Origin of the sequence: Nonomuraea thailandensis (genome assembly GCF_024172165.1) — a bacterium.
Classification (GTDB): Bacteria; Actinomycetota; Actinomycetes; order Streptosporangiales; family Streptosporangiaceae; genus Nonomuraea; species Nonomuraea thailandensis.
Genome location: NZ_JAMZEB010000002.1, coordinates 12,351,805 through 12,377,556, shown reverse-complemented (window position 1 = coordinate 12,377,556; position 25,752 = coordinate 12,351,805). Strand labels below are relative to the sequence as shown.

General features: G+C 69.8%; 21 protein-coding genes. 7 read left to right on the top strand and 14 right to left on the bottom strand.

Annotation, left to right across the window (positions count from 1 at the left end; translation table 11 throughout):
* Position 1: 1 nt before the first annotated feature.
* Positions 2–1,003, bottom strand: a complete 1,002-nt coding sequence (locus tag HD597_RS61640; RefSeq protein WP_253758585.1) for a hypothetical protein — start codon at positions 1,001–1,003, stop codon at positions 2–4.
* Positions 1,004–1,410: 407 nt separating this feature from the next.
* Here HD597_RS61640 and HD597_RS61635 point away from each other — a divergent pair, with 407 nt between their 5' ends.
* On the top strand, positions 1,411–2,325 hold the full coding sequence (locus HD597_RS61635) for an ADP-ribosylglycohydrolase family protein (protein ID WP_253759966.1): 915 nt from the start codon (positions 1,411–1,413) through the stop codon (positions 2,323–2,325).
* Positions 2,326–2,477: 152 nt separating this feature from the next.
* On the opposite strand, the gene HD597_RS61630 is transcribed toward HD597_RS61635, so the two are convergent.
* Positions 2,478–2,774 (bottom strand): hypothetical protein, encoded by a 297-nt coding sequence (locus HD597_RS61630; RefSeq protein ID WP_253758582.1) that lies wholly within the window; start codon positions 2,772–2,774, stop codon positions 2,478–2,480.
* Between the two features lie 305 nt (positions 2,775–3,079).
* Between HD597_RS61630 and HD597_RS61625 the strand changes: the two genes are divergently transcribed.
* Positions 3,080–3,571, top strand: coding sequence for a hypothetical protein (locus tag HD597_RS61625; RefSeq protein WP_253758579.1), 492 nt, complete (start codon positions 3,080–3,082; stop codon positions 3,569–3,571).
* Between the two features lie 52 nt (positions 3,572–3,623).
* On the opposite strand, the gene HD597_RS61620 is transcribed toward HD597_RS61625, so the two are convergent.
* The 7 genes from HD597_RS61620 to HD597_RS61590 all read right to left on the bottom strand — a co-directional run bounded on the left by HD597_RS61620 (position 3,624) and on the right by HD597_RS61590 (position 13,621).
* The gene (locus HD597_RS61620) at positions 3,624–5,093 is read right to left on the bottom strand and encodes an SDR family oxidoreductase (protein WP_253758578.1); all 1,470 of its coding nucleotides are present in this window, start codon (positions 5,091–5,093) and stop codon (positions 3,624–3,626) included.
* Positions 5,094–5,218: 125 nt separating this feature from the next.
* Complete coding sequence (locus HD597_RS61615) at positions 5,219–7,255, bottom strand: ABC transporter ATP-binding protein (RefSeq protein ID WP_253758576.1); 2,037 nt, start codon at positions 7,253–7,255, stop codon at positions 5,219–5,221.
* A 28-nt stretch (positions 7,256–7,283) separates the two neighbouring features.
* Positions 7,284–8,168, bottom strand: coding sequence for an ABC transporter permease (locus HD597_RS61610; protein ID WP_253758575.1), 885 nt, complete (start codon positions 8,166–8,168; stop codon positions 7,284–7,286).
* On the bottom strand, positions 8,165–9,112 hold the full coding sequence (locus tag HD597_RS61605; protein ID WP_253758573.1) for an ABC transporter permease: 948 nt from the start codon (positions 9,110–9,112) through the stop codon (positions 8,165–8,167). Before HD597_RS61605 ends, HD597_RS61610 begins: the two co-directional genes overlap by 4 nt.
* Positions 9,113–9,142: 30 nt before the next feature.
* On the bottom strand, positions 9,143–11,038 hold the full coding sequence (locus HD597_RS61600; RefSeq protein ID WP_253758571.1) for an ABC transporter substrate-binding protein: 1,896 nt from the start codon (positions 11,036–11,038) through the stop codon (positions 9,143–9,145).
* A gap of 166 nt (positions 11,039–11,204) precedes the next feature.
* Entirely contained in the window at positions 11,205–12,269 is a 1,065-nt protein-coding gene (locus tag HD597_RS61595; protein ID WP_253758569.1) for a dipeptidase, read from the bottom strand.
* Positions 12,266–13,621, bottom strand: coding sequence for an amidohydrolase family protein (locus tag HD597_RS61590; protein ID WP_253758567.1), 1,356 nt, complete (start codon positions 13,619–13,621; stop codon positions 12,266–12,268). The genes HD597_RS61595 and HD597_RS61590 overlap by 4 nt, the downstream gene beginning before the upstream one ends.
* Positions 13,622–13,776: 155 nt before the next feature.
* Between HD597_RS61590 and HD597_RS61585 the strand changes: the two genes are divergently transcribed.
* A complete protein-coding gene (locus tag HD597_RS61585) occupies positions 13,777–14,541 on the top strand; it encodes an IclR family transcriptional regulator (RefSeq protein ID WP_253758565.1) in 765 nt (254 codons plus the stop codon).
* On the top strand, positions 14,534–15,490 hold the full coding sequence (locus HD597_RS61580; protein WP_253758563.1) for an ornithine cyclodeaminase family protein: 957 nt from the start codon (positions 14,534–14,536) through the stop codon (positions 15,488–15,490). Before HD597_RS61585 ends, HD597_RS61580 begins: the two co-directional genes overlap by 8 nt.
* An 18-nt stretch (positions 15,491–15,508) precedes the next feature.
* Here the strand turns inward: HD597_RS61580 and HD597_RS61575 are convergent, their stop codons facing one another.
* Complete coding sequence (locus HD597_RS61575; protein ID WP_253759965.1) at positions 15,509–15,955, bottom strand: Lrp/AsnC family transcriptional regulator; 447 nt, start codon at positions 15,953–15,955, stop codon at positions 15,509–15,511.
* Between the two features lie 153 nt (positions 15,956–16,108).
* On the opposite strand from HD597_RS61575, the gene HD597_RS61570 reads away from it, so the two are divergent.
* Positions 16,109–16,999: a tryptophan 2,3-dioxygenase gene (locus tag HD597_RS61570; protein WP_253758561.1), complete on the top strand. Its 891-nt coding sequence runs from the start codon at positions 16,109–16,111 to the stop codon at positions 16,997–16,999.
* 235 nt (positions 17,000–17,234) lie between these two features.
* Here the strand turns inward: HD597_RS61570 and HD597_RS61565 are convergent, their stop codons facing one another.
* Entirely contained in the window at positions 17,235–17,741 is a 507-nt protein-coding gene (locus HD597_RS61565) for a hypothetical protein (RefSeq protein WP_253758559.1), read from the bottom strand.
* Between the two features lie 69 nt (positions 17,742–17,810).
* Here HD597_RS61565 and HD597_RS61560 point away from each other — a divergent pair, with 69 nt between their 5' ends.
* Complete coding sequence (locus HD597_RS61560; RefSeq protein ID WP_253758557.1) at positions 17,811–19,109, top strand: ClpP family protease; 1,299 nt, start codon at positions 17,811–17,813, stop codon at positions 19,107–19,109.
* Positions 19,106–19,696: a ClpP family protease gene (locus HD597_RS61555; protein WP_185101837.1), complete on the top strand. Its 591-nt coding sequence runs from the start codon at positions 19,106–19,108 to the stop codon at positions 19,694–19,696. Before HD597_RS61560 ends, HD597_RS61555 begins: the two co-directional genes overlap by 4 nt.
* A gap of 27 nt (positions 19,697–19,723) precedes the next feature.
* Here HD597_RS61555 and HD597_RS61550 read toward each other — a convergent pair whose 3' ends face one another.
* The 3 genes from HD597_RS61550 to HD597_RS61540 all read right to left on the bottom strand — a co-directional run bounded on the left by HD597_RS61550 (position 19,724) and on the right by HD597_RS61540 (position 25,752).
* Entirely contained in the window at positions 19,724–20,050 is a 327-nt protein-coding gene (locus tag HD597_RS61550) for a helix-turn-helix domain-containing protein (protein WP_253758555.1), read from the bottom strand.
* Between the two features lie 614 nt (positions 20,051–20,664).
* The gene (locus HD597_RS61545) at positions 20,665–24,030 is read right to left on the bottom strand and encodes an alginate lyase family protein (protein ID WP_253758553.1); all 3,366 of its coding nucleotides are present in this window, start codon (positions 24,028–24,030) and stop codon (positions 20,665–20,667) included.
* Positions 24,031–24,129: 99 nt separating this feature from the next.
* Positions 24,130–25,752: an extracellular solute-binding protein gene (locus tag HD597_RS61540; RefSeq protein ID WP_253758551.1), complete on the bottom strand. Its 1,623-nt coding sequence runs from the start codon at positions 25,750–25,752 to the stop codon at positions 24,130–24,132.

The window sequence follows — 25,752 nt, the reverse complement described above, 5'->3', positions numbered from 1 at the left end:
GTCATGCCTGGCCACCGACTCCCCGCAGGTATCCGACGAAGTCCCCCACGTACGCGTTGTAGCGTTGACGCCAGCGGGACAGGTCCTCGGCGATCACCTGCTTCCCGATCAGCTCGGTCAGATGACTCATCAGGAACTCGTCATCCTGGCTCGCGTCGAAGGTCACCTTGTTCGTCGAGATCTCGAACCGCCTGATCAGATCCAGTCGCAGCGTCTTGTAGTGGAACGAGTTCGCCGAGAATCGCATCGACTCCGGCATCTCCCGTCCGCTCGACTGGGGGCCGTGAAACCACGACACGTAGACGGCGTCGTCGAACATCTCGAACCGGTAGACGGCGGTGTCCTCGGTGTACAGCAGGTCCACCGGGCAGATGTGCCGATAATCGAAGAGGGAGATCACGGACATCACCAATTCGTCGTAGACCTCGGCCTCCAGCGTCTCCGGAGTCTTGCCGCGCGAACGGGCCCAGAACCTTCTGTCGCTCGCTCTCCTCGCGATGGACCTGCGGTCGCCGGGCCGCAACATGGCCACCTTCACCTGCTGCGGGATACGCTGGCTCTCTCTGAGGCGCGCCGCGACATAGCGAGCACTGGGCCCTCGGAAGGCGTAGAAATCCGTCCTCCCGAGGCTGCGGGTCATGTCCACGTTGAACTTGTCCCCGTAGCCCTCGACCGGGTCGAGAGGCGGATAGACGTCGGTGGGCAGGAAACTCTCGTTCGCCCTGGCGAGCTCGGAATTGAACCGGGCGGAGAAGTCCTGCAGCTGCTCGCCGAGCGCCTGTTCCAGACTGCGTTCCTGCACCCGGGTGCTCAGCAGCGTGAAAATCGCGGCGAACACCACGCTCGCGATGAGATTGAGACCGATCGCGGAAAGGACCGAGCCGGCCGTCAGAGTCTCATCCCGCGTCACCAGCACGATGCCCACCACCAGGGTCGACACGCACGCCAGCGCGAAGGCGTACACCACCAGCGTTCGGCGAAGCCCCTGGTTGCCGGAGCTCATGAGCGACCTGCCTTCACGAATGCTCCCGTTCACGGCCGTGATGAGAAGGCGGCAGGGAGCGCCTCGCCATGACAACCGTCATGAACTGAGCGAGCCTCTCCCGGCGCGACGAGACTCTCCGCTGGAGCATCGGCTTTTGCCTGCCGCCACGTTACGTTCGGTGGCCGCACGCCCGCCACGTCTCCATCCCGCACGCACTCGCCACCATCCTGCGGGCCCATCCTGGCCGCCTCGCACGACAAGAACCCCTGCGGCCACCTCTTCCGAGGCACGCGCAGCGGCGAGCTGCCGGCCTCACGCGATGCCCCCTGTCGTGGGCGTGAGGAAACGACGCATGCCCACGGCTCCGTGACGTCCCGAAATCAGCGAACGTGAAGTACGCCGGCGAACAGCCGACGTACTTCACAATGAGAGCGATGTCAGCTCATCTCCCTGCGCGGGCCACAGCCTCTCTCCACGGCTTGGCTCTCGGCGACGCCTTCGGTTCCCAATTCTTCGTTCCGGCCAATCGTCACACCCTCTCCTCTCGCCTTCTTCCACCAGCTCCGTGGCAGTGGACGGATGACACCGAAATGGCGTGTTTCGTCTACCGCGTCCTGGCCGATCACGGCACCATCGACCAAGACGAACTCGCGACGAGTTTCGCCACCCGTCATGACTTCGACCGCGGGTACGGCCCTGCGACGAACCGGATGCTCCGGCTGGTCCGTGAAGGAGGCGACTGGCGGGCGCTCTCCGCGGGGCTCTTCGACGGCAAGGGCTCGTGGGGCAACGGTGCCGCGATGCGGGTGGCGCCACTCGGCGCCTGGTTCGCCGGCGACCTGGCCGAAGTCGTCCATCAGGCCACCCTGTCAGCGCAGGTCACCCACACTCATCCCGAAGCGGTGGCCGGCGCCGTGGCCGTCGCAGTGGCCACAGCCGTCGCCGTCGGCGACCCCGGCCTGTCCGCCGGGCGTTTCCTCGATCGCATCAGCGAATACGTTCCCGCGAGCGCGGTCCGCGACGGCATCGCCGAGGCTCGGCAGCTCCTCACCATCAGCGACCCCACGCTGGCCGCCCGGATGCTCGGCAACGGGCGGCAGGTCACCGCGCACGACACGGTCCCGTTCACCCTGTGGGTGGCAGCCCGTGAACGCCATGACTTCGAGGCGGCCATGTGGACCACGGCGGCGGCCGGCGGTGATGTCGACACCACGTGCGCCATCGTCGGCGGCATCGTCGCAGCTTCCGAGAGCAATCACCTCCCACCGCAGTGGAGAGGAAGATGCGAGCCGCTACCGGGCTGGGCAGGCACCCCGCCACTCGACTCCGAGCCCGCCTGAACCCCGGGAAGAATCACCCGCTGTTCCGCTGTCTGGCGGTTCGTGCCACTCTCCGCGCGGTTCGCATGTCAGGCGGTGCCGTGTATTTACGACGCGTGATGGGGCGTACGAGCGCTCACCGAGCACGGCCGCCGCCCCACACGATCAGCCCATCATGGCTCCGCAGGATGGAGTTCGCGTCCCACAGCGCACGGTGTCCCCCAGGCGCAGAGACCAGCGGTGACAGTGCCGCTGAACGCCCCCGGTTGCGCCACCGGGAGGCCGAAGCAGATCGCCGGCAGCAGCACGATCTGGCACAGCAACGCGACCACGGCCGCCTTCGGATACCGGCCCACCCGCCGGAAGTCGTCCAGGGTAAGGCTGAGGCCCAGGCCGAGCATGACGATGCCGATGGCGAGGGGCAGACTGGATAGATCAACGAGGAGCCCATGGCGGACATTCTCGGGCATTCCCACAGGTCCCGATAGGGTTCAGAGCTTGCCCTTGCGAGAGTGCGAGCCGAACGGCGCGGCTCGATCGACGACCCGGGCCGTCACCAGGATTCCCACCTCCTTCGGGCTCCGGCAAGGGTCGGCGTCGAGGCGCGCCGTCCCTCGCCGCGGAAGCACCCGGTGATCCGGCTCGCCTGCCGCCGGGCATGCGCGGGCCCGGTGCCGGCGCGGATGCGGGGGCGACGGTTGCGCAACGCCGCGCGACACGATCGGAGCGTCGTCGGGCGGCAGAGCGCCGCCCCGGATGCGAGGAGTGATGCGGCATGTCTGCTGCGATTCTCAAGAAGGTACGCGGACGGCGAGCGATCTGGGTCGCGGCCGTGGCCACGCTCGCCGGCATCGGCTTGGCGGTCCCGGCGTCCGCCGCTGTGCCTCCCGAAGTGATCATCGTCGACACGTTCGCCACCCGGACGGCGACGGGCGCCGCGAACATCTTCTTCGACTTCACCGTCCCGGCCGGGAACTGGACCGCCGAGGCCACGCTCACGGGCCGCAACAACACGGCCGTGGCATCCGGCCTGGCCTGCACGCTGCTGATCATCAGCGAGAGCAGCACCAACAACAGCCGCACGGTCGCCTCGCTGGGCCCCAACGGTCAGCTCGCCAGCCTGGCAGCGGTCACGGCGCGCACCGTGAGCACCTCCGGGCTCGTGCGGTTGTCGTGCAACGCGACCACGACCTCGAACATCTCGATCTTCAACGTGAGCATCATGGCGACGCGCGTCAACTCCCTGACCCGCGTGAACCTCGGCTGAGCCCGCGGCCGGCCCGGTGGCTCCAGCGCCCATGAGCGAGCGCCCGGCCACGTCACGACGGGGAGCGCTCCTGTCGCCGGGCCGCCGCGGCCACGTTGACCGGCATCCGGCCGAAGATCAGGCCGTGGAAGGGTGCGATCGCCCACCAGTACAGGTGGCCGAGCAGCCCGTGCGGGTGGAAGATCGCCCGCTGCGTGTAGATCGTACGGCCGCCGGAGCGGGTGACACCGAGCTCCAGCCAGGCCAGACCGGGCAGCCGCATCTCGGCCCGCAGCCGCAGCAACTCGCCCGGGACCACCTCCTCCACCCGCCAGAAGTCGATCGAGTCGCCCACCCGCAGCCGGGCCGGATCGCGCCGGCCGCGCCGCAGGCCCACGCCGCCGACGAGCCGGTCGGCCAGCCCGCGTAGCTGCCAGGCGACCGGCAGGGAGTACCAGCCGTTGCGGCCGCCGATGCTCTCGATGACCTGCCACAGCGCCTGCGGGCTCGCGGGTACGGCCAGGCGCCGGTCGTCCACGAAGAGGCTGCCGCCCGCCCAGTCGGGGTCGGTGGGCAGCGGATCGCTCGGCGCGCCCGGTGTGGACGCCGAGGACCACCGGGTCGCGACGTCGGCCTCCTTGATCTTCTTGAGCGCCAGGCCCACGGCCCGGCGGAAGCCGATCAGCCCGCCCTCAGGGTCGGGCACGTGGCGTGCGATGTCGTGCTCGCCGCACACCGCCTCGTTGCGCAGCGACTCCACCAGCGGGCGCGCGATGCTCGCCGGGACCGGCGTGACCAGCCCCACCCACAGACTCGACAGCCGGGGGCTGAGCAGCGGCACCGGGATGATCACCCGGGGCGGCAGCCCGGCCACGGCGGCGTAGCCCTGCATCATGTCGGCATAGGTCAGGACATCCGGGCCGCCGATGTCGAACCCCCGGTTCACCGTTCCCGGCACCTGTGCCCAGGCGACCAGGTAGCGCAGCACGTCCCGCACCGCGATGGGCTGGGTACGGCTGCGCACCCAGCGCGGCGTCGTCATGACCGGCAACCGCTCGGTCAGGTGGCGCAGCATCTCGAACGAGGCCGACCCCGACCCGATGATCACCGCGGCGCGCAGCACCACCGCCGGCACGGCTCCGCGCAGGAAGATCTCCCCCACCTCGGCCCGCGACCGCAGATGCGGCGAGAGCCGCTCGTCCCCGGCGGGGCCGCCCAGATAGACGATCCGCCGAACCCCCGCCTCGGCCGCCGCCGCCGCGAACACGCGCGCCGCCAGACGGTCCCGCTCGGCGAACCGGCCGCTCGCGCCCATCGTGTGGATCAGGTAGTACGCGACGTCCACCCCGGCCAGCGCCCGGCGCGTCCGCTCCAGGTCGGTGGCGTCGGCCTCGGCGACCTCCGTGCGCGCGGCCCAGGGCAGGTCGCGCAACTTCCCGGCCGAGCGCACCATGCAGCGAACGTCGTGACCGGCGGACAGCAGCTCCGGGACCAGCCGCCCGCCGATGTAGCCGGTCGCCCCTGTGACCAGGCACAATGGCATGGCTCTGGACGTTCCCTCTCCCGCGCGGGTCATGCCCGGCCGACGCGCGGCCTCGCTGCTGTCAACGGAAGCTCAGGTGCCGCTCCGAGCCTTCACGCCGGCCACGCCGGTGTGCCTGCCTCAGGTCAGGAAGCCGGCGTGGCCTGCGGCTCCCTGAGCGGGAAGTGGCACGCCGCCGAGTGCCCCGGATCGAACCCGAGCAGCGCCGGTTCCTCCTCGCCACACCGTGCCCGCGCCCGCGGGCAGCGGGTACGGAAGCGGCATCCCGACGGCGGGTCGAGCGGGCTGGGCAGCTCCGAGCCGATGTCCATCGGGTCGCCGGCCTCGCCCGCGGCGGGATCCGGCACCGGGATGGCGGCGATCAGGCTCGCGGTGTACGGGTGCGCGGGACGGAGATAGATGTCGTCCGCCGACCCGACCTCGACGAGCTTGCCCAGGTACATCACCCCGACGGTGTCCGCCAGGTACCGCACCACAGTCAGATCATGAGAGATCACGACGTAGGTGAGATCGTGCTTGGCCTGCAGCCGCTTCATCAGGTTGAGCACCTGCGACCGGATCGACACGTCCAGCGCGCTCACCGGCTCGTCCGCCACGATCACCCGCGGGTTGAGCGCCAGCGCCCGGGCCAGCGCGATGCGCTGCCGCTGGCCGCCGGAGAACTCGTGCGGATGGCGTTCCAGCACGCTGTGCGGCAGCCCCACCTCGTCGAGCAGCTCCCTGATGGCCTCCAGTTGCTCATCGGCGGTCCCGATGCCCTGCGCCTCGAACGGCTCGCGCAGGATGGCGCCGATGCGCATGCGCGGGTCCAGCGCGTCGAGCGGGTCCTGGAACATCATCTGCAGGTTGCGCCGATGCCGGCGCAGGCTCCGCCCGCGCAGCTCGTTCAGCTTGCCGCCCAGGGCGGTGACGCTGCCCGAGGAGGGCCGCTCCAGCGCGACGATCATCTTGGCCAAGGTGCTCTTGCCGCAGCCGCTCTCGCCGACCAGCCCGAAGGTCTGGCCGGGCCGGACCTCGAACGACACGCCGGACACGGCCTTGACGCTGCGCGCGGGGCCGAGCAGCGGGAGGCGGCGCGGCACGCCGTACTCCTTGACGAGGTCGTCCACGGCCAGCACCGGCTCCTCGGGCCGCCCACCGCGCGGCTCCCCAGCCAAAGCGGGGCTGGTCACGGGCGCCAGCGGCCCTTCGACCGGGTGCCAGCAGGCGAGCAGATGCCCGGGGCGCGCGTCGGCCGGCGGCGGCGCCTCGACCGCGCACCGGTCGGAGGCGTGCGCGCAGCGGGCGGCGAACCGGCAGCCCGCCGGCGGGTCGGCCAGGTCGGGCGGGAGGCCGGGGATGGAGTACAGGGTGTGCTCGCGCTGCTGGGTCAGCCGGGGCGTGCAGGCCAGCAGCGCCTGCGTGTACGGGTGCCGCATCCCCGTGAAGAGGTCGCCGGTCCTGGCGCTCTCGACGATGCCGCCGGCGTACATGACGCTGACCCGGTCGGCCCAGCGCGCGATCACCCCCATGTCGTGGGTGATCAGCAGCATGGCCATCCCGAGGCGGTCCTTCAGATCGTGCAGCAGCCGCAGCACCTGGGCCTGGACGGTCACGTCGAGCGCCGTCGTCGGCTCGTCGGCGATCAGCACCTTGGGCTCGCAGGACAGGGCCATGGCGATCATCACCCGCTGCCGGAGCCCGCCCGAGAGCTGGTGCGGGTAGTCGCCGTACCTCTCGGCCGGACGGGCGATCCCGACCAGCGCCAGCATCTCCAGCGCCCGCTCACGCGCCTGCCTCGGGCTCGCGCCGCGGTGCAGCCTGACCGGCTCGGCGACCTGCTCACCGATGGTCTTGGTGGGGTTGAGCGAGGTCATCGGATCCTGGAAGACCATGGCGATCTCGTTGCCGCGGACGCGCTGGTAGTCGCGTTCGGGCAGGCCGGCCAGCTCCCGTCCGTCGAGTTTGATCGATCCCTCGGTGATCTGCCCGCCGGGCGGGAGCAGGCCCATGATCGAAAGGCCGGTCATCGACTTCCCGCTGCCCGACTCGCCCACCAGGCCGAGCGTCTCGCCCCGGCGCAGGCGCAGGTCGACGGCCTTGACGGCCTCGACCGTCGACCTCCTCAGCCGGATGCCGGCGGACAGGCGCTCGATGGCCAGAACGTCACCGTCGTCGGGCATCACTCGCCCCTTTCCGTGCGGGCGGCCATCAGCGCCGCCTCAGCCGTACGTCGATCGAGTCACGCAGCGCGTCCCCGACGAAGTTGAACGCCATGACGATCAGCACCAGGCAGCCCCCGACCGGATAGATCAGCCACCAGGCGCCCTCGAACAGGTGGCTCACGCCGTCGGAGAGCTGCGTGCCCCACTCGACGTCGGGATAGTTGAGCCCGAACCCGAGGAAGCCCAGCAGTGAGACCGCGATGATCGCGTCGGCCACCTGGAAGGTGATGTTCACGATCACGACGCCCAGCGCGTTCGGGATCAGGTGCCTGGCGATGATGCGCGGCCTGGTCGCTCCCATCACGGTCGCGGCGGAGACGAACCCCCGCGAACGCAGGGAGAGCACCTCGGCCCTGACCAGCCGGGCGGGCGCCAGCCAGGAGAACGCCCCCAGGATCAGGCTGAGCGACAGGACCGAGGAGCTGAACCGCGTGGCGGCGATCAGCACGATGAACAGGAAGGGGATCGACAGCAGCGTGTCCACCACCCGCATCATGATCCCGTCCACGACGCCGCCGGCCAGGCCCGCGACGGTGCCGTACAGCGTGCCGAACGCGGTGGCGATGAGCGCCGCGAACAGCCCGATCTGCAACGACGCCTGGCCGCCCTGCATGATCCGCCCGAGCACGTCGAAGCCCTGGGCGTCGGTGCCGAGCGGGTGTTCGGCGTCCGGCGGCAGCAGGCTGTTCACCGGATCGACGGCGGTCTGCTCGGTGACGTACAGGTGCGGGCCGACGAAGCAGAACAGCGCGAGCAGGACGATGATGCCCACGCCGAGGACGGCGAGCCGGTTCTGCACGAAGGAGCTCAGCGCCAGGCGCCATCCGCTGGTGGCCCGCGGCGCGGCGGGCGTGGTCGGCGTCTCGGTCATGCGCGCTGCGTCCTCGGGTCGCTGACCGCCACCAGCAGGTCGGCCAGGAGGTTGCCCAGGACGGTCAGGGTCGCGGCGACCAGCGTGTAGCCGAGCAGAACCGGATAGTCCTGGTTGTTCAGGGCGTTGAAGAACAGCAGCCCGAGGCCCGGGTAGTTGAAGACCGACTCGACCACGAGGTTGCCCGCGAGCAGCAGGGGGATGGTCATGCCGATCAGCGTCACCAGCGGCAGACAGGCGTTGCGCAGCAGGTGACGGGTCAGCACCAGGCGCATCGACAGCCCTTTCGCCCGGGCCACCCTGATGTAGTCCTGGGCGAGCTGGTCCAGCGCCGCGGAGCGCTGATATCGGGAGTACAGCGCGACCGTGACGCCGGTCAGCGTCAGCACCGGCAGCAGCATGGCGCGCGGTTCAGTGAAGATCACCCAGGTCGAGCTCGACTGCGAGGCCTGCGCGGGCAGGATGCCCAGCCCCAGCGCGAAGACCTGGATCAGCAGCATCGCCAGCAGGAAGACGGGCATCGAGTAGGCGACGAAGGTGAGCGTGGTCAGCACGTTGTCGCCGATGCTGTTGCGCTTGACCGCCTGGAAGACGCCCAGCGGCACCGCGACGGCGATCGCGAGGACCAGGGCCGTGCCGGCCAGCATCGCCGTCCGCCCGGCGTTCTCGGCCAGCAGCGCGTTCACGCTCTGGTTCAGCTTGTAGGAGTAACCGAGGTCACCCTGCAGCAGCCGGCCCAGGTAGGTGAAGTACTGCACGATCACCGACCGGTCGTAGCCGTGCTCCCGGTCGAAGGCGGCCACCGCTTCCGCGCTGGCCTGCACGCCGAGGATCGCGCGGCCGGGCGAGCCGGACATGCCGTGCAGCATGACGAAGGTGATCACCGAGACACCCAGGACCACGATGACTGACGTCGCCAGCCGTCGCAGCACGAACTGGAGCACGCTGCCCCTCCTTCCTGTCGTTCTGTGGTGCTAGCGCAGGTACCAGTACTCCGGCGTCAGCACCGTGGTGGGCAGGGCGGCGAAGGTGTCCCGCGGGCCGGACAGGGTGTTCTTCCAGGCCCAGATGGTGTGCGCGGTCGGCAGCCACAACACGGGCAGCTCGCTCCGCAGCCGCTCGATCTCCGCCTGGACGGCCTGGCGGTCGTCGCCGTGCACCGAGGCGCGGATCAGCTCGTCGGTCTGCGGGTCGCTGTAGGCGCCCACGTTGCCCGACCCCTTGGAGTCGAACGTCCCGGTCATCGTCGGGTACGGGGTGGTGCTGAAACCGCCCCAGGTGGACATGGCCCACTCACCGGCCTTCGACGGGGCCGCCGGCACGTTGTAGTTCTGGATCAGGAAGCTGAACGTCTTCGGCGCGACCGTGATCGCGATGCCCAGCTTGCGGGCCTCCGAGGCGAACGCCGTGCTGACCGCGCCGTGCAGTTGCGGCTCGCTGCGGTAGAAGAGGTTGAACTTGATCGCCTGGCCCTGCGGGATCCCCTCCCCGCACTCCGACGGCCCGCTCCCGGGGCGTTCGCACGTCGTGGTGCCGTTCGGCACGACCTTCCACCCGTGGTCCTCCAGCAGCTTGCGCGCCGCCTCGGGGTCGTAGGGGTAGGGCGCGGTGGCGACGTCCTTCGACGCGTACGGCGAGCTCGCGGGCGCCGTGCCGTAGCTCTCCGCCGCGGCGCCGTTGTACATGCCCTTGCTGGCGATGTAACCAGGCTGGTCGATCAGGTGCTGCAGCGCCTGCCTGACGTAGAGCTGGCCGAGGATCTTGTCGACGTTGTCGGTGGTGTCCTTGAAGTTGAGCATGATGAAGTTGAAGCCCAGCCGGGGCGCGCCGTAGACGTTGTACCCGGCCGCCTTGAGCGCCCGTACCTGGCCCACGTGGCTCTGGTCCACCGTGCCCATCGTCAGGTTGCCGCTCAGAAGCTGGTTGAACTTCGCCGTCTCGGAGGTGAACGGCCGGAAGTTCAGCGTCTTGATGCGGGGCTTCTGCGGGCCGGTGTACGCCTCGTTGGCGGTCATCGAGTAGAAGTTCGTGGTCACGTCGAAGCCGCTCAGCCGGTACGGGCCGTTCACCGTCTGCCAGAGCGGGTCGGTGGCGAAGCCGGCCGGATCGCGCGAGGCCTTGTCGAGGTAGGTGTAGATCGCCTCGGCGTTCTCCGGCTCGCCCGGGTCGAGCAGCGGCCCGTCCGCCGAGGCGCGGGCCCACTGCTTGGCCGGCAGCGGCACGACCGAGGTCAGCTCGTCGGCGGTGAACCACTCGGGGTTGTAGGCCTCCGACAGCTTCAGCGTCACGGTGTCGGGCGAGGACGCCTTGACGCTCGTGACGTTGTCGGGGAACTGGCCCGGCGTGTAGCCGCCCCAGTTGGCGGCGTTCTTCTTCAGTGCCGCCTTCAGCAGGTCGATGAAGAAGACCACGTCGCCGGCCTCGACCGGAGAGCCGTCGGACCAGGTGTAGCCCGGCTTCAGCCTGATGGTCACCGTCTTGTTGCCGTCGGAGAACTCCGGCGGCTCGGCCAGGCTGAGAGCCGGGTTGACCTTGGGGCTGGCGCCTTCGGGGAACCAGTAGAGCGGCCGGTACATGAGCCGCTGGAACTGGTAGGTCACGTAAGTCGAGTTGAACGCGCCGGGCACGATCGGCAGCATGTAGTAGGGCCCGGCCCCGGGCTGCTGCGCGATGTCGACGGTTCCGCCGTCCTTGGGCGTGCCCGACTCCGCCGGCAGCTCGCCGAACGTCTGCGAGCCGGACTTCCGGGCGGCCTGGTCGCCGGCCGTGGCCTTGCCGTCGTCACGTCCGCCGCCGCTGCACGCCGCGAGCGGCAGGAGGACGGCCAGCGTCGCCGCGACGAGCGCGCGCCGGCTTCGGGAGCCGCTCATGGCCGCTTCACCGCGGCTCGATATCCGGTCAATCGGTAGGTGTCCACGTCGTCCGTTCCTGTTGCCGTCGGGGGGTTGGGAGGAGAGGTCAGGGGTCGCTGCCGCGGAGGCGGGGCAAGGGTCATGGCCGGGCCGTTCGTGGCGGAACGTCACGGCACGGCGGCCGTCAGCCGCCCCAGACCGCCTCCGCGTAGGCGCAGAAGTTGCGGCCGAGGATCTTCTCGATCCTGGTCGAGGAGTAGCCGCGCTCCTTCAGCAGCCGCGCCAGCTCCCGGAACTGGTCGACCCCGCGCAGGTCGACGACGAACGGGAAGGTGTCGCTGCGCTCTCCGGCGGCGGAGGCCCCGGCCTGCCGGCGCAGCGCCACATGCTCCGCGAGCCGGGCCCGGTAGGCGTCCAGGTCGTCGACGGGGGTGATCGTCCCGTCGGTGCCGATGCCCACGTGGTCCTCGCCGCACACGTTCACGGCGTGCACGATGTGGTCCACCACGTCGCGGGCGCGGGCGTGCCCGGAGGCGTTGAGGAACGGCATGAAGTAGATGCCCACGAAGCCGCCCTGCGAGGCGACCAGCCGCAGCTCCTCGTCGGTCTTGTTGCGCGGCAGGTCGACCAGCGCCCGGCAGCCGGTGTGGTTGATCGAGACGGGCTGCCGGGACAGCCGCGCGGCCTCCAGGCAGGTCCGCTCGCCGCTGTGCGACAGGTCGACCATGACGCGCTGCTCGTTGAGCGCCTCCACGACCTCCCGCCCGAGCGGCGTCAGGCCCCTGTTGCCCGGCGCCATCGAGCCGTCGCCGATCTGGTTCGCCTGGTTGTAGGTGAGCTGGATGATCCGGACGCCCTGGCGGGCGAAGGTGGCGACGCGTTCGGGCCGGTCCTCGACCGCGGCGGCGTTCTGGAATCCGTAGATGATGCCGATCTTGCCTGTGCGCTTGGCCTCGGCGATGTCCGCGGCCGTGTCGATCCGCATCAGGTGCTCGTGGTGGGTGGCGATGATCGAGCCCCACGTCTCGATCTCCCGCAGGGTGTGCGGGTAGGGGTCGAAGTCGCCCATCGTGTAGCCGAGGGTGACGTTGATCGCGGTCACGCCCGAGGCGTGCGCGTCGGCCAGCGTACGCGCGTCGATGGTCAGCGAGCCGCTGGTCTGGACGAGCGTGCCGGTTTCGGCGACGTTGGGGTTGTCCAGCACGCCGAGCGCGTTGACGACGAGGTGATCGGTGATGTCGACGCTCATGCTCGCGTCCCTTCCTCGACGCCGCCGGCGCGGGAGCGGTCGTAGTCGGCGCGGTCATGGCGCCGACCGCGCTTGACCGTGGTGATGATGCGGCGCAGATGGCCGATGTCCTCGTACGGGTCGGCGGCGACGACGACCAGGTTGGCCAGCTTCCCGGCCTCGACGCTGCCCGTCGTGGCCCGCTGCCCCAGGGCGGCCGCTCCCGCCAGGGTCGCCGCGCGAACCACCTCCCGGGGCGGCATTCCCATGGCGTGGACGAGGTGGTCGAGCTCGTCGTGCAGCGAAGGGTAGGGGTCGTCCGGCGGGGTCTCGTAGTCGGTGCCGGCGCAGATCTCCACGCCCACGTGGCGGGCGCGGTCGATGAGCCGCCGGACCACGTCGCGCGCCATCCCGGCCGCGTCCGGCGGGCTGAGCGGGATTCTGCCGACGACGCTCGCCGTGGCGTCGAGGACGGTGCCGCGCCGCCGCATCTCGCCGAGCAGCACGTCGATCGCGTCCACCGGCGCGTCCAGGAATCGCCGGTACACCTGCGCGAGGTGGGCGCGCTGCCCCCGGTACGTGTCGGGCCGGACGCCCGCGAGCTCGTAGGCGAGCATGTGGACGTGGGACACCACGTCCACGCCGGCCGCCACGACGTCACCCGGCAGGGCGGGGAACACCGACCCGTGCGCCCACACCCGCATCCCCTGCCGGTGAGCCTCGGCGGTGATCCGGGCGATCAGCGAGGCCCCGAGGTCGGCGTAGACCTTGATGGCCACGGCGCCGGTGCCCCGGGCTCGCGCGACGGCGGTCACCAGGTCGGTGTCCTCCCCGATCGCCTGCATCCACGGCGCCGTGCCGGGCGTCGTGCCCTGGGTGACCTGCCACGTGCGCGGGTCGTCGAAGAAGCTCTGGCCGGCCATCAGGGCGGCGTTGTGCACGTCGGGGCCGGGGATCTCGCCGATCAGCGCGGCCCGCTCCAGGTCGGCCATCTGCCGCAGGTCGCCGGCCATCTCGCGGATCGCGGTGACGCCGCCGTAGAGCTGGCGGCGCATCGTCTCCTCGGCCCGCCGGCGGTTGGGCGGGGTGGACAGGTGCTGGTGAGTGTCGATGAGGCCCGGCAGGAGGAAGGCCCCCGCCAGGTCGACGACCTCGGCGCCGTCGAGGTCGGACGCGCCGAGCTCGGTGTCCGGCACGACCTTCCTGATCATCGCCCCGTCGGTCACCACCGCCATCGCGCGGCGGACGGGCGCGCCCGTCCCGTCGATCAGCGACACGTCGCGGTAGACCGTCACCTCACCTGGCGCGGCGGGCGCGAAGGGGGTGGGCGCCGGGTCGTCGCCCGCGACCGGTCGTTCGTCTCTGTCGGTCATGGGGGTCGCTCGGTCTCCGTTTCAGAGCTTCGTCGAGAGGGAGATTCTCGACGCGATCTGTTACGTACAGCGTAACAAGTGTTGCAACACTAGCAACGTCTGATAACATGCGTCAAGCGTGGAATGATGGCTCCGACGACCGTGGAGGGGGACCTTTGCCCAAGCCGGCCAGCTCTGCCGTGGACAAAGCCCTCGACCTCATCGAGGCCGTCGTCCAGGCGAACCGCCCGTTGAGACTCAGCGAGTTGGCGAACCTGGCGGGGATGCACCGCGCCACCGCCTACCGCATCCTGGTCGACCTGGTCCGCCGCGGCTGGATCATGCGCAGCCAGGACCACTACCTGCCCGGCACGATCGTGCTGCAGTTCTCCCAGGCCGCCGCCGCCAACTCGCTCGTGGTGCTGAGCAGGCCGGCGCTCCAGTCGCTGTCCGACCAGACGGCGATGATGGTGAACCTCCAGGTCCTGGAGCCCGAGGGCGCGCGAGTGATCGACGTCGTACGCCCGCCGCGGCTGGCCATGATCACCGACCTGCTGGGCGAGCTGCTGCCCATCCACAAGTTCGCGGGCCCCATGGCCCTGGTCTCCGCGCTCGACGACGCCGCGCGGGTCCCCTACCTGCGCGTCGCCGAGCAGCAGCGCGACCCCGCCACGGCCAGGGCCGAGCTGCTGAGAGACCTCGACCAGGCCCGCCGCACCGGCTTCGCGCTGGAGCGCGGGCGCAACGAAGAAGTGATCGCCTCGCTGAGCCGCGCGGTGCTCACCGGCAGCGGGCGCCCGATCTGCGCTCTGACGATCGTCGGCCTCGACAGCGAGTTCGACGACGCCACCCTGGCGAAGCTGAAGGACAGCCTCATCACCGCGACGAACGAGCTGCGAGCCACCCTGAGCGGCACGACCCCCGGAGCCGACCTTGATTGACACCGCAGTGAGCGGAGTTCTCGTCCTCGACCGGGACCAGACCAGGGCGGCCTTACCCCCTGACGCGCTCCTCGCGGCGGTGCGCACCGCCCTGATCGCCGTCAGCCGCGGCGAGACCTCCGCCCCGCCCCGCGTCGCGGCCCGGTCCTCCCACGGGCTGCTGGGCGCGATGCCCGGTTACGTGCCCCGGCTCGGGCTGGCCGCCAAGCTCGTGACGGTCTTCTCCGCCGTCACGGCGGGCGGGCACGGCGCCCACCGCGGCATCGTCGCCTACTTCGACGAGGAGAACGGCCGGCCGCTGGCGGTCATGGACGCCGAGACGATCACCGCGCTCCGCACGGCGGCCACCGCGACCGCCGCCATGACGGCGCTCGCGCGGGCCGACGCCCGCCACATCGCCGTCATCGGCACCGGCACGCAGGCTCGCGCCCAGATCGGCCTCGTCGCGGCGATGGACTCCGCGCGGCTCCTGGTCGGAGCGCGTGACCGCGCCGCCGCCGAACGCCTCGTCGCGGGCGTGCCCGCCGCCCGGGCCTGCGGCATCGAGGAGGCGGTCAGGCAGGCGGACGTCGTGTTCTGCTGCACCTCCAGCCGGGAGCCCGTTCTGCGCTGGTCCTGGCTCGGCGACGGCGTACACCTCAGCTCGGTGGGCGGCTCCGACGGGCCGGAGTTCGGCGACGACACCCTGCGCGCGTCCTCACTGTTCGTGGAGTGGCGGGGCGCCGTCACCGAGCCGCCACCGGCCGGCGCCTGGGAGCTGCAGGGCGCCGACCCGGTCGCGGCCCGCCTGATCGGCGCCGTGCTCGACGGCGCGGATCCGGGCCGCGGCTCAGCCGAGGAGCTGACGCTGTTCAAGTCCACCGGCCACGCCGCTCTCGACGTCGCGGCGGCCTCGGTGGCCTACCGGGTGGCCCGCGAGCGCGGGCTGGGGCTCAACGTGGACCTCTAGGCCACCTCTAGGCCACCTCTAGGCCGTCGATCCTTCAGCCGGCGCCGCGCTGACCGGCCGGTGGGCGAGAGGGCTGGAGAAGATCATGGTGCTCGACGGCGTCCCGTAGGCGGCCAGGCGATCGATCAGGGCCTCGAACGCCGCCATCGAGGGCACCGCGATCTTGAGGATGCTGCACACGTCACCGGTGACCCGGTGGATCTCCCGGATCTCCGGCCAGTCCGCCACCCCGGGGTCGCGCAGCACGCAGGTGGGCCCGTAGCAGGTGAGCTGCACGAACGCGGACACCCCCCAACCGGCCCGCGTCAGGTCCACGGCGGCGTGGTAGCCGGTGATCACCCCCGTCTCCTCCAGCCGCCGCACCCGCTCGGCGACCGCGGGCGGTGACAGGTGGACGCGGCGCGACAGCTCGTTGAAGGAGAGCCGGGCGTTCTCCTGGAGCTCACGCAGCAACTCCCAGTCCATGGCGTCCACCAGGGGATCCTTTCGCTCGAAAACGGTATGGGGCAAATAGGTACCAGACATAAGGCGATTCGCGAAAAGGCCGTTGAACCGGCATTCCTTCCCCGCCCTCACCGCACCATCATGAGGTGCCGCTGAACGAAAGGAGCGCGGCACATGGAAACGACAGCACGGGTGCGCCCGACCTCCGCCGGAGAACGGGCCGAGCGGGCGCAGGCCGGCGGCGGCCTGCCGACCCTCGATTTCGAGCGGGAGCTTCCCTACGACGCCTACGTCCGCACCGACATCCTGCACGACCTGCAGCGCCCGTTGAGCGACGCGCCGGGCGAGATGTCGTTCCTGGTGATCACCCAGGTGATGGAGCTGTACTTCAAGCTCATCGCGTACGAGCTGCTCTCCGTCCGGGAGGCGCTGCGGGCCGACCGGGTGCCCGCCGCTCTCGGCGCGCTGCGCCGCACGGCCCTGCACCTGCAGGCTCTGAACGCGAGCTGGAACGGCCTGCGCTGGATGACGCCCGCGGACTTCAACAGGTTCCGCGACCTGCTCGGGGAGGCGTCGGGGCTGCAGTCGGGCATGTACCGGCTGGTGGAGTTCCGGCTGGGGCTCAAGAACGAGGCGCTGCTGCGGCCGTTCAGGGGCGCGGCGGTGAGTGACAGCCTGCGCCGCGCGTTCGACGAGCCGAGCGTCTGGGACGCCGCCACCGCACTGCTCGCCAGGCACGGTTACGCCCTCCCGGCCGCCGTACTCGACCGGGACCACGGCTCCGAGTACGAGCCCAGCGAGGCGGTCGAGCAGGCCTGGGTGCGGGTCTACCGCGACGACGCCGAAGCGGGCGACCCGGAGCGCGCCCGCCTCCGGGAGCTCGGGGACGCGCTGACCGAGGTCTCCGAACGCTTCGCGGAGTGGCGCTACGCGCATGTGGCGGCGGTGCGCAGGTCGATGGGCGCGAAGCCGGGCAGCGGCGGGTCCAACGGGCTGGCCTGGCTCGAACGCAGCATGACCCGAACGGTCTTTCCCGAGCTCTGGTCCGCCCGTACCCACATGTGAGGCCGCCGGCTCCGCGTCCGGCACCGGCGGTCTCTTCCTGACTCCGGCCGTGGACGTGATCAGGAGAGGCTGGAGTTCCGCCGTCGGCTCTCCGGTCTCCGGCGAGCCGGCGCCGGCCCGCGCTGCGTCACTCGCCCCCGCCCGGACCCGCGGCAAGGGTGCCGCGGCGTTCCTCCGGGCCCGCCGGGCAGCAGCGCCGTCCCGGATGCGAGGCCAGAGGCCACCGCTTCATGCCTCAGGAGGCGGCCGACGCCTGGCGGCGCGTGAGGAGACGCTGGGCGAGGGACGATGATGGTGACGTCCATGCCGAGGTGTTCTCCGCCACCGGCCGGTCCTCGCCCGTGACCAGATCCGCCGGCTCCCCCTGCTGGCCGGGATCGGCACCATCCTTCAGCGCGAGAACGATCCCGTCGACGTTCGGGCGGCGGCGGACCGGGGGCTCACGGTCGAACGGCTGCGGAGTCGACTGCGCGGCGAACAGCGAGCTCCGGGTGGTCGCTGTTCGCCGGTGCTCGCGTCTGGCATCGGGCTTCGGCGACCACGTCCCCGCCGCTGGAGGCCAGGCGAGGCACTTGATGCACCTCGGCCCACGGCCCGGATCGACTGGTCCGCTCGGCCGTCCCGTGGCGGGCTGCCACCCCTCCTTGTCGCAGATCAGCAGCCCGTGACTCTCCCAGGAGTCCCACTCACCGCGATGCCACGTCCACGAGGCCAGCACCAGGCGGCGTCCTGCAGCGCGCACCCACCGCTCGGCACCGGAGCTGGCCGAGAGCTTCCTTTCCGACCTGCGACGGCGAAGTCCCGTGAGGGCATGACCGACACCCTCGCCACCGCCACCCGCGTCCTGGTCGGCGAACCTGCCCGGACGTCCGTCCGACAAGATCATCCGGCGGGCACTACGCGAGTACTCCTTCCTGCCGAGGACCGCAGGCGGGAGCCGGCACCGGAGATCGCCCGCGCTGTCCGCTGGCTGGAGGGCGCTTCGCTCCCGCTGAGTGCCCTGGAGGAGACCAAGCACGCCCGGGCGGCGTTGGAATCCCTGGCGCTGTGCCTGGACGGCAAGCCTGCGGCGACCTCGACGTACCGGCGCAAGCGGGCCGTCTTCCATCACGCGCTTGAGTACGCCGTGGAGCCGGAAGAGCCTTCGGCGAATCCGCTGCACAAGGTCAAGTTCCGCAAGGCCAAGGTGAGCGGCGAGATCGATCGGCGCTCGGTGGTCAGCCCCAGGCAGGCTCGGAGTCGCGCTCGGACGTACCAATACCGTCGGGGCGTGGCCAACAACGATGTCGAATGCTCAGCTGAGGCACCCGTCCTGGCCATGCACACCCATACGAATCTCGAACCCGGCCCGGCAGCCGGACCGCGCTCCCCGAACCGGCCGGTAATCCCGCTGTCCCTGCTCAGGAGCTCTCGCTGCTCAGAGCAGATCTGCCCCAGGCAGATCGTGTCGACGCCGGTCCGGATCGCCTCACAAGATGGACGCATGAGCGAAGAATCGAACCTTCCGCTGTTCAACCCACGAATGAGACGCGAGCTCTATGAGCAGCGGGTTCTCGTTCTCGACGGCCCTCTCGACGACGACAACGGGACACTGCTGGCCACCCAGCTGATGGCACTCGCCACGCAGGACGCGTCGTCCGACATCGCCTTGTGGATTCATTCCCCAGGTGGCTCGGTCCCGTCGATGCTGGCGATCCGCGACATCATGCGCCTCATTCCCTGTGACGTATCGACCCTCGTCCTGGGCATCGCTTACAGTGCCGGGCAGTTCTTGCTGTCGTCGGGGGCCCGTGGGAAGCGCCGCGCTCTACCGCACTCACGAGTCCTGATGCACCAAGGCTCGGCGGGAATCGGTGGCACCGCGGTCGACATCGAACTGCAGGCCGGCGACCTTCGGCATACGCGCGACACGGTGCTCGGTCTGATTGCCGAGGACACAGGTCAGCCTGTCGAGCGCATATTCGAGGATTCTCTGCACGATCGCTGGTACACGGCACAGGAAGCCCTGGACTACGGCTTCATCGACGCCATCGTGCAGAACTTCGACGAGATCGCGCCGCAAAACCGCCCACGGCTCGGATTCGGCGTCACCCAAGGAGTCGGCCAGTGACCACATATACGATCCCGAACGTCATCGCCTCGAACCCTCGTGGCGAGCGGATCATGGATGTCTACTCGCACCTGCTCACCGAGCGGATCGTCTACCTGGGCACCGCAATCGACGCGGGCGTCGCGAATGCTCTCATCGCGCAGCTGATTTTTCTGGAATCAGACAACCCCGAGGCGGAGATCCAGTTCTATATCAACTGCGAAGGCGGAGACCCGAGCGCGATGCTCGCGATCTACGACACCATGCGCCACATCCGCCCGCGGGTCTCGACGACCTGTGTAGGACAGGCCGTCGCGGTGGGTGCCGTGCTTCTCGCCGCGGGCGCCGAAGGCAAACGTGCCGCTCTCCCACACGCACGGATCATCCTGCACCAGCCGGCGGCCCAGGGGCGCGGAGCGATCCCCGATCTCATCTTGCAGGCCGACGAGGTCGTACGGGTCCGGGCGGACATCGAGCGCATACTTTCACGGCACACCGGCCAGACGGTCGAGACCCTGCGCGCCGACACCGATCACGATCGCGTGTTCACCGCTACCGCGGCCTTGGAGTACGGGCTCCTCGATCAGATCATCGAGGAGCGTTCATAGGCCCGTGGACAATCCCGGCAAGCCGCGCTACGCGGCCAGAGCATACGCTGCCGAGCAGGTGGCACCTCTCGACGCGCCCTGCTGAGCAGGCCGCAAGCTCTCGGCAACGGCAAGGGTCAGATCGACCAGGGTCACATCCAGCGCCCCGGCGACCGCGGCGATCATTTCGCTCGACGGCTCCTTGACGCCTCGTTCGATCTCGGAGAGATATTGCGGCGAGACTCCGGCGCGGCTTGCCGTCTCGCTCAACTTCTCGCCCCGCTCATGGCGAAGCCCTCTCAAGCGCTCACCGAGCACCTGCCGCCACAGCGGCTCGCGAGCCGGAGACGGCTCGGGGGCGGTCCGATTGATCACTGGACGCGACGGCAGGGATGAGGCCATACCTCACCATAGGTCGATGGCGCGTTCGAGTTCTGCCCGCTTCGCGCAGAGCAGAACCGTCACCGCTTACCCTTGCCCAGCCTCAGGCCATTCGCGCGCTCACCGAGCGGTCGTCGCGGCGGCGACCACTCGGTGAAGCCGAAGACCGGCCACGTGAGCACCGCTTGCCCAGGTGGTGTTCCTTCATGATGAGGATCCGGTCGAGTCCTGCCGGAGCTGAGCCGCCCCACGCAGCAAACCCAGATCAAGCCCTGTGACCCACCATTCGGCTCTGGACCTGCCTCTCGTGCGCAAGAACGTCGAGAACACCAGAGCTGAGAGGGCTTCGGGTGCCGTACGCGATTTCCGGTCACCCGGAGGCGGAAACGCGTACGGCAGGATGATCCGCTGTGCTGCTCCTGGCCGGTGAGCTGCTTGGACACCACCTCAGCTACCGGGAGCCCGCTCCTGTTCCCCGGTCAACAGCCCACCGTGACCACACCTCGGCACTCTTCTGACTCAACCCCGACACCGGATCCCCTTGCCGGCAGGCTCCTGGTCGTGGCGGTCTCAGCGGTTGCCGGCGCCGGGGCACTTGGCCGCAGGAACTACCGCCCCCCGCAGGACCGAGCGACAGTGACGTTCTCGAACGAGCTCTCCGTGGATGCGTGAAGCCCGACGCCGCCGCTGCGCACAACGGTGTCGCGACCCTTCAGGACCTGAACGCCGTCCAACGTCACGGTGATGCGGTCGCCGTGAATCGCCGCACCCAGTCGCACGGGACCCGTCAACGGGTTGCTGATGGATGCCTTGGCCACTGTGACGGGACCCGACGCGTGAGCCTCGCGGATGATGCTCGCGTACTGGGTTCCGTCGCTCGTCTTGCCGACGTGGATCCGATACCCGTAGGCGTCCGTGGTGTCGCGCAGCGAGATCCCTGCGTTACCGACGGATCCGTCGACCGTGACCGTGGTCTCCACGGCATAGTCGCACGCCTCGGAGAAGCGGGCCGGCAGGGTCGAGTCGGCCAGTACGTGCGCCCGGCCACCGGCAGGCGGCGTGAGGTGCAACTTGCCCGAGGCGACGGACACAGACCCTGTTGTTCCCCGCCAACCGGCCTGATCGAGCCCTTCCCTGATCACGATGTTGTCGAAGGTCGCGGCCCGCCGATGGGTGAAGGCGGCGGCGCCACCCGTCGGCAACTGTCCGTCGTCCGCGGAGATCGACGTGTCTCCGACCTTGGCGCTCAGATGCTTCCCGATCGCGGATACGACCAGCTTGTGCGGGACGTTGGCGCCGCTCGGCAGTGCGGTCTCCGCGAGAACCTCCGTCGTCGAGTCGTATATCTTCACGAGCTTCAGCGTCGCTCCCGACGTGGAGTTGAGCACTTCGGCCCGGTAGTAGTTGCGGGAATCGTGGTAGCGGAACACGAGACCGGTACGGGCCGTCGTCTGGCCGCGTAGTCCGGGAACGATGTCCGCGGCCATGACCACGTCATCGGGTACGTCCTGCAGCGCCGCGAACGACATCATGTCCGCAGTCGAGGTCTGTGCCAGCTGCGTGTCCGGCTGTGCGCCGGTCAGCGCCCAGGTCCCCTGGACCGGCGTCCAGCCGCCGAAGGTTCCGTTGAAGTCATGGACGGTGCGGTCCAGGCCGGCGTCGTCGAACTCGTCGTCGAGCACGGGTGCCGGGGCGAAGTGTTCCTCGAGTGACACGGTGATGAGGTTGCCCGTGCGGGTGAACGCGATCGGGGTGTCGTTCACCATCACCACGTTCGCGTTCGGCGCGTTGATGGAGAGCGTGCCGGTGAACGGGTCCCCGAGCGAGATCCGGGCGGTCGCGCCGCGCAGTTCCACACTGACGTCGGACACCGGTGCGGATGCGCTGATGACGGTGTTGTCCTGGTCGATCAGCGACGACCCTCTGGTCAGCGCGTACCTGGTGAGCCCGCCGCCCGAAGCACGCTCGAGGTACGCGGTCTCGGCGTTGGTCGTGGCGACTCCGAACGCCCTCGACGAGGGAGTCGCCTCGCGCGAAAGGTAGAAGCGTCCGGTCGCGTCCGGCAGGGTGATCTCCATCGCCGTCGCCACGGAGTGGCTCACCCCGGGCATGGCGATGCGCTTCGCCGTCACCGAGGGCGCCGCGCCGGCCCGGCCGGGAACCACGACCGTGTCCAGTCCCGTCGGCCCGGTGGAGGACCAGTCGTACGACAGGTAGTCGACGTTGGTGAGCACCTGCTCGCCGACGCGTACGGCGCCATTCTCGTGGACGCTGGGGGTTACCGCGGCGCCGGCCGTGGCCACCGGGATGAGCTGCACGCCGGCGACGGGTGCGGATCCGGGCACGGTGTCGAACCCGACCGTGGCGACCTTCGTCGTCGGATTGACGGTCACCGGATCACCGGGGAAGTGCCAGAGCTGCCGGTAGTCGTGCGCGGCGGTGTCACCGGTGAGGTCGTCGGAGACGATCCAGAAGCCGGGCTTGACGAAGTAGACCGCGCGATCGTGCGCGACCGGCCGGTAGCCCATCGCCGCACCGCGGTAGATGTCGAGGCCCGCGTTCGAGCGCCACAGCGACGTCGTGCGGGGAACGCCTTTGGCCTGCGGCTCTCCGTCGACCTCGACGGTGTTGTGCGCCTCGGTCTCACGGCGCATCCAGTCGTTCGTCTGAGTCGCGCTGTAGTCCCCCACCCCGGAGTCGACGATCAGCGGACGCCCGTACGCCGCCATCACCATGCTGAGGTCGTCCGGATGCCGATGCGAGGCGGTGTAACTGGAATTCTGGTTGTTGATCAGCATGTACCGGGCATCGGCGTCCCAACCGGAACGCTGAACCGCGAAGCTGATCGGAAACACCGTGGACGACAGCGTCGGGGCGGTCCCCTGCGTTCGGCCGGAGGCGACCCAGGTGAAATCGGGCCAGGAGTTGCGTACACCGCTCCTGCGAATGGCCGACGTACCCGCGTAGTTGTTCGGCGTGTCGCCGATCGCCGCGGGTTCGAGATTCGGCTGACGGGTCGCGAACAGCGAGTCCGCGATCCAGTCCGCCCCCTGGACGAGCGCATCAGGAACGGTTCGCCCGTTGGCATCCGCGACCGCTATGAGGGAGTTGAGCATGTCCGCCACGTATGCCTGATAGTTGAACGCCGGCTCGCGGTACACACCGTCGCCCTTCACGTGCGCGCGCAGGAACCGCTCGGCCGAGCGCACCGCGAACCACTCCCAGCCAGATGATGACGAGAACTCGGGCAGGAACACGGCTGCCGCGTGGACGGAGCGGGCCATCGACATGTACCAGTTGTTTCCGACATGAATCTGCATCACGCCGACGAGGTAGCCCGTCGTGGCGTGCACGCCGGACAGGTACGCCACGAGATCGCTCGCGTCGATGCCAGGATCGGTCCGGAACACGGAGAACGCGCTGACCAGCTGGGCGAGCCGCTTGGCCGCCGACAGGTTGCGGCCCTGCGGCCAGCTCTGATTGTCGGCGAAGAAGTCCAGCGAGATGTCCATCCACGCCGCCGCGTACGCCGCACGCTTTGCCGGGTCATTCTCGGACACGTAGGCGTATGTCAGTTTGGGCATGAACGTGAAGTCGCTCATCAGGGTCTGCGCGCCGCCCGGGGTGGTCTGCGTCCCACCCCACGGGTCCTGCCAGTCGATGTCGATCCGCTGCTCGGCGCTGTTGTAGAAGTTGCGGGTCTCGGCGCCGAACCGGAAGATCCCCGCCGCGAGCTCGTCGGGGCCGGAGTCGCCACCGCCCAGGCCCTCGGCCGGAGCCGGGTACTGGACGTCGTCGCGGCCCGCGTAATAGACCTTGAGCTCGCGCGCGGCGCCCTCTTCATCACCGGCGGCCAGCTCGGCCGCCACCGCGCCGAGCCCCGGGCGCGTCAGGTCGAGCAGCCGGCCGAGATCCGAGATGTCGGCGACGGCGGCACTACCCGGCGACAGAAACGCCGCCACCAGAGCCAGCACGACCGCCGCACGGACCCGACGACGCGTGTACCAACGTAACGTGCCCCGTCTCACCACGGTCTTCTCCCTAACCCTGTGGAAGTGTCAGCTGCGTCCACGTCAACCACCCGCCTGCTCCTCGTACTCGGCCTTGATCTTGTTGCCCACCCGGTCCATGAACTTCTTGATGGCCGGCTGCCACGCCGAGACGGGCTTGTTCCCCAGCTGGATCTCCAGCAGCACCGAGTCCAGTTCCTGCTGCTCGCTGGCAGCCTTGCTGGCGGCGGTCTCCGAGTACAGCCCGAGGGCCGGGTCCGCGACGGCGAGCGGGACGCCGGCGACCTGATGGTCGTGCTGGTCCTGTACGGCCTGGCGGTTGCCCGGCTCGTAGATGACGGGCGATGCCTCGGCGAGGTACCGCACCGGCAGGAATATCTGGCTGCGCGCGGCCTCGGTGAGGGTCGGGTCGGAGCCGTTGCGGGTGAACGTCCGGCCCTCGACGCCGTACCGGAGGGCCAGGTACTCGCTGCTGCCGAAGGGTGCGCACAACCAGTCGAGGACCCTGAGGATCTGCTTGATCCGGTCGGCGTTGTCGGTCTTGGCCATGGCGGTGAAGCTGGACAGGGTCGGGCCGGGCGTGCGTACCTGCGTCCCTGTGCCGTCGCGGGTGGGCGAGAGCATGCCGGTCAGGCGGAAGCCGGGCACGTCCTTCGCCTGGCCGTAGAACTTGCCCCACCCGGCGTACCCGCCGATGGTGAACGAGGTCGTGCCGGCCAGCATCCACGCGTTGCGCTTCGTGTTGGGCGCGCCCGCGTGGTCGGGATGCACCACCCCCGACTTCACCAGCTCGACGGTGTCCTCGAGGGCCTGCGTGAACTGCGGTGTCGTCCCGGAGTGGGTGAAGACGCCACCTTCGGCCTGCCAGACGCCGGCGCCGCCGGGCCAGTTGCCGGTGATCCCGTTCATCTCAAGGATCGTGTTGAACGGGATCTGTCCGAACGCCCACCGGCCGCCCCGCTCGTCGGTCAGCGCGTCCGCCATCTCCTTGAACTCGGCCCACGAATCGGGCTGGAGGCTGAGCCCTGCCTTGGCCAGCAGGTCGGCCCGGGTGTACAGCACGGTGCCGATCCGTGCCCGCGGCACGGGGATGCCCCAGATCCGCCCGTCGTAGACGGTGCTGCGCCAGGCATCGGTGGGCAGGGCGGCGAGGTTCGGGTAGGCGAGGACCGCGTCCCCGGACAGGTACTCGGTGAGGTCGGTGAATGTCGCCTTCAGCATGGCCGGCATCTGCTGGACAACGCCCTGGATAGCCACGATGTCGGGCAGATCTCCACCGGCGATGGTGGTGGCGACCTTGCTCTTGTAGTCGGTCGAGGCGACGTACGTGATCTTCAGTTCGGTGCCGAGTTTGCTGTTGAGGTTCTGCCAGTAGGGGTTCGAGCCGAGCGCGGGGGCGATCGGGTCGTAGGTGTACGTCAGTGCCGTGACGGCTTCGCCCCGCACCGGTTGTGATGCGGCGCTGGAGGCGGCCGGGTAGGTGAAGTATCCCGGCGACACCCCGGCCGGCTCGGCGATCAGGTCGGGCGTGGCCGCGGTGACGGGCTTGTAGGTGGGCAGCTTGACCGGCCCGGTCGAGCTGTTCGGCGAACTCGGGCTGCCGTCGCCGCAGGCCCCGAGCAGCGGGGCCAGCCCCGTTGCCGCGCCGAGTGCCAGGACGTGGCGGCGGCTGAAGATGGGTGCCAT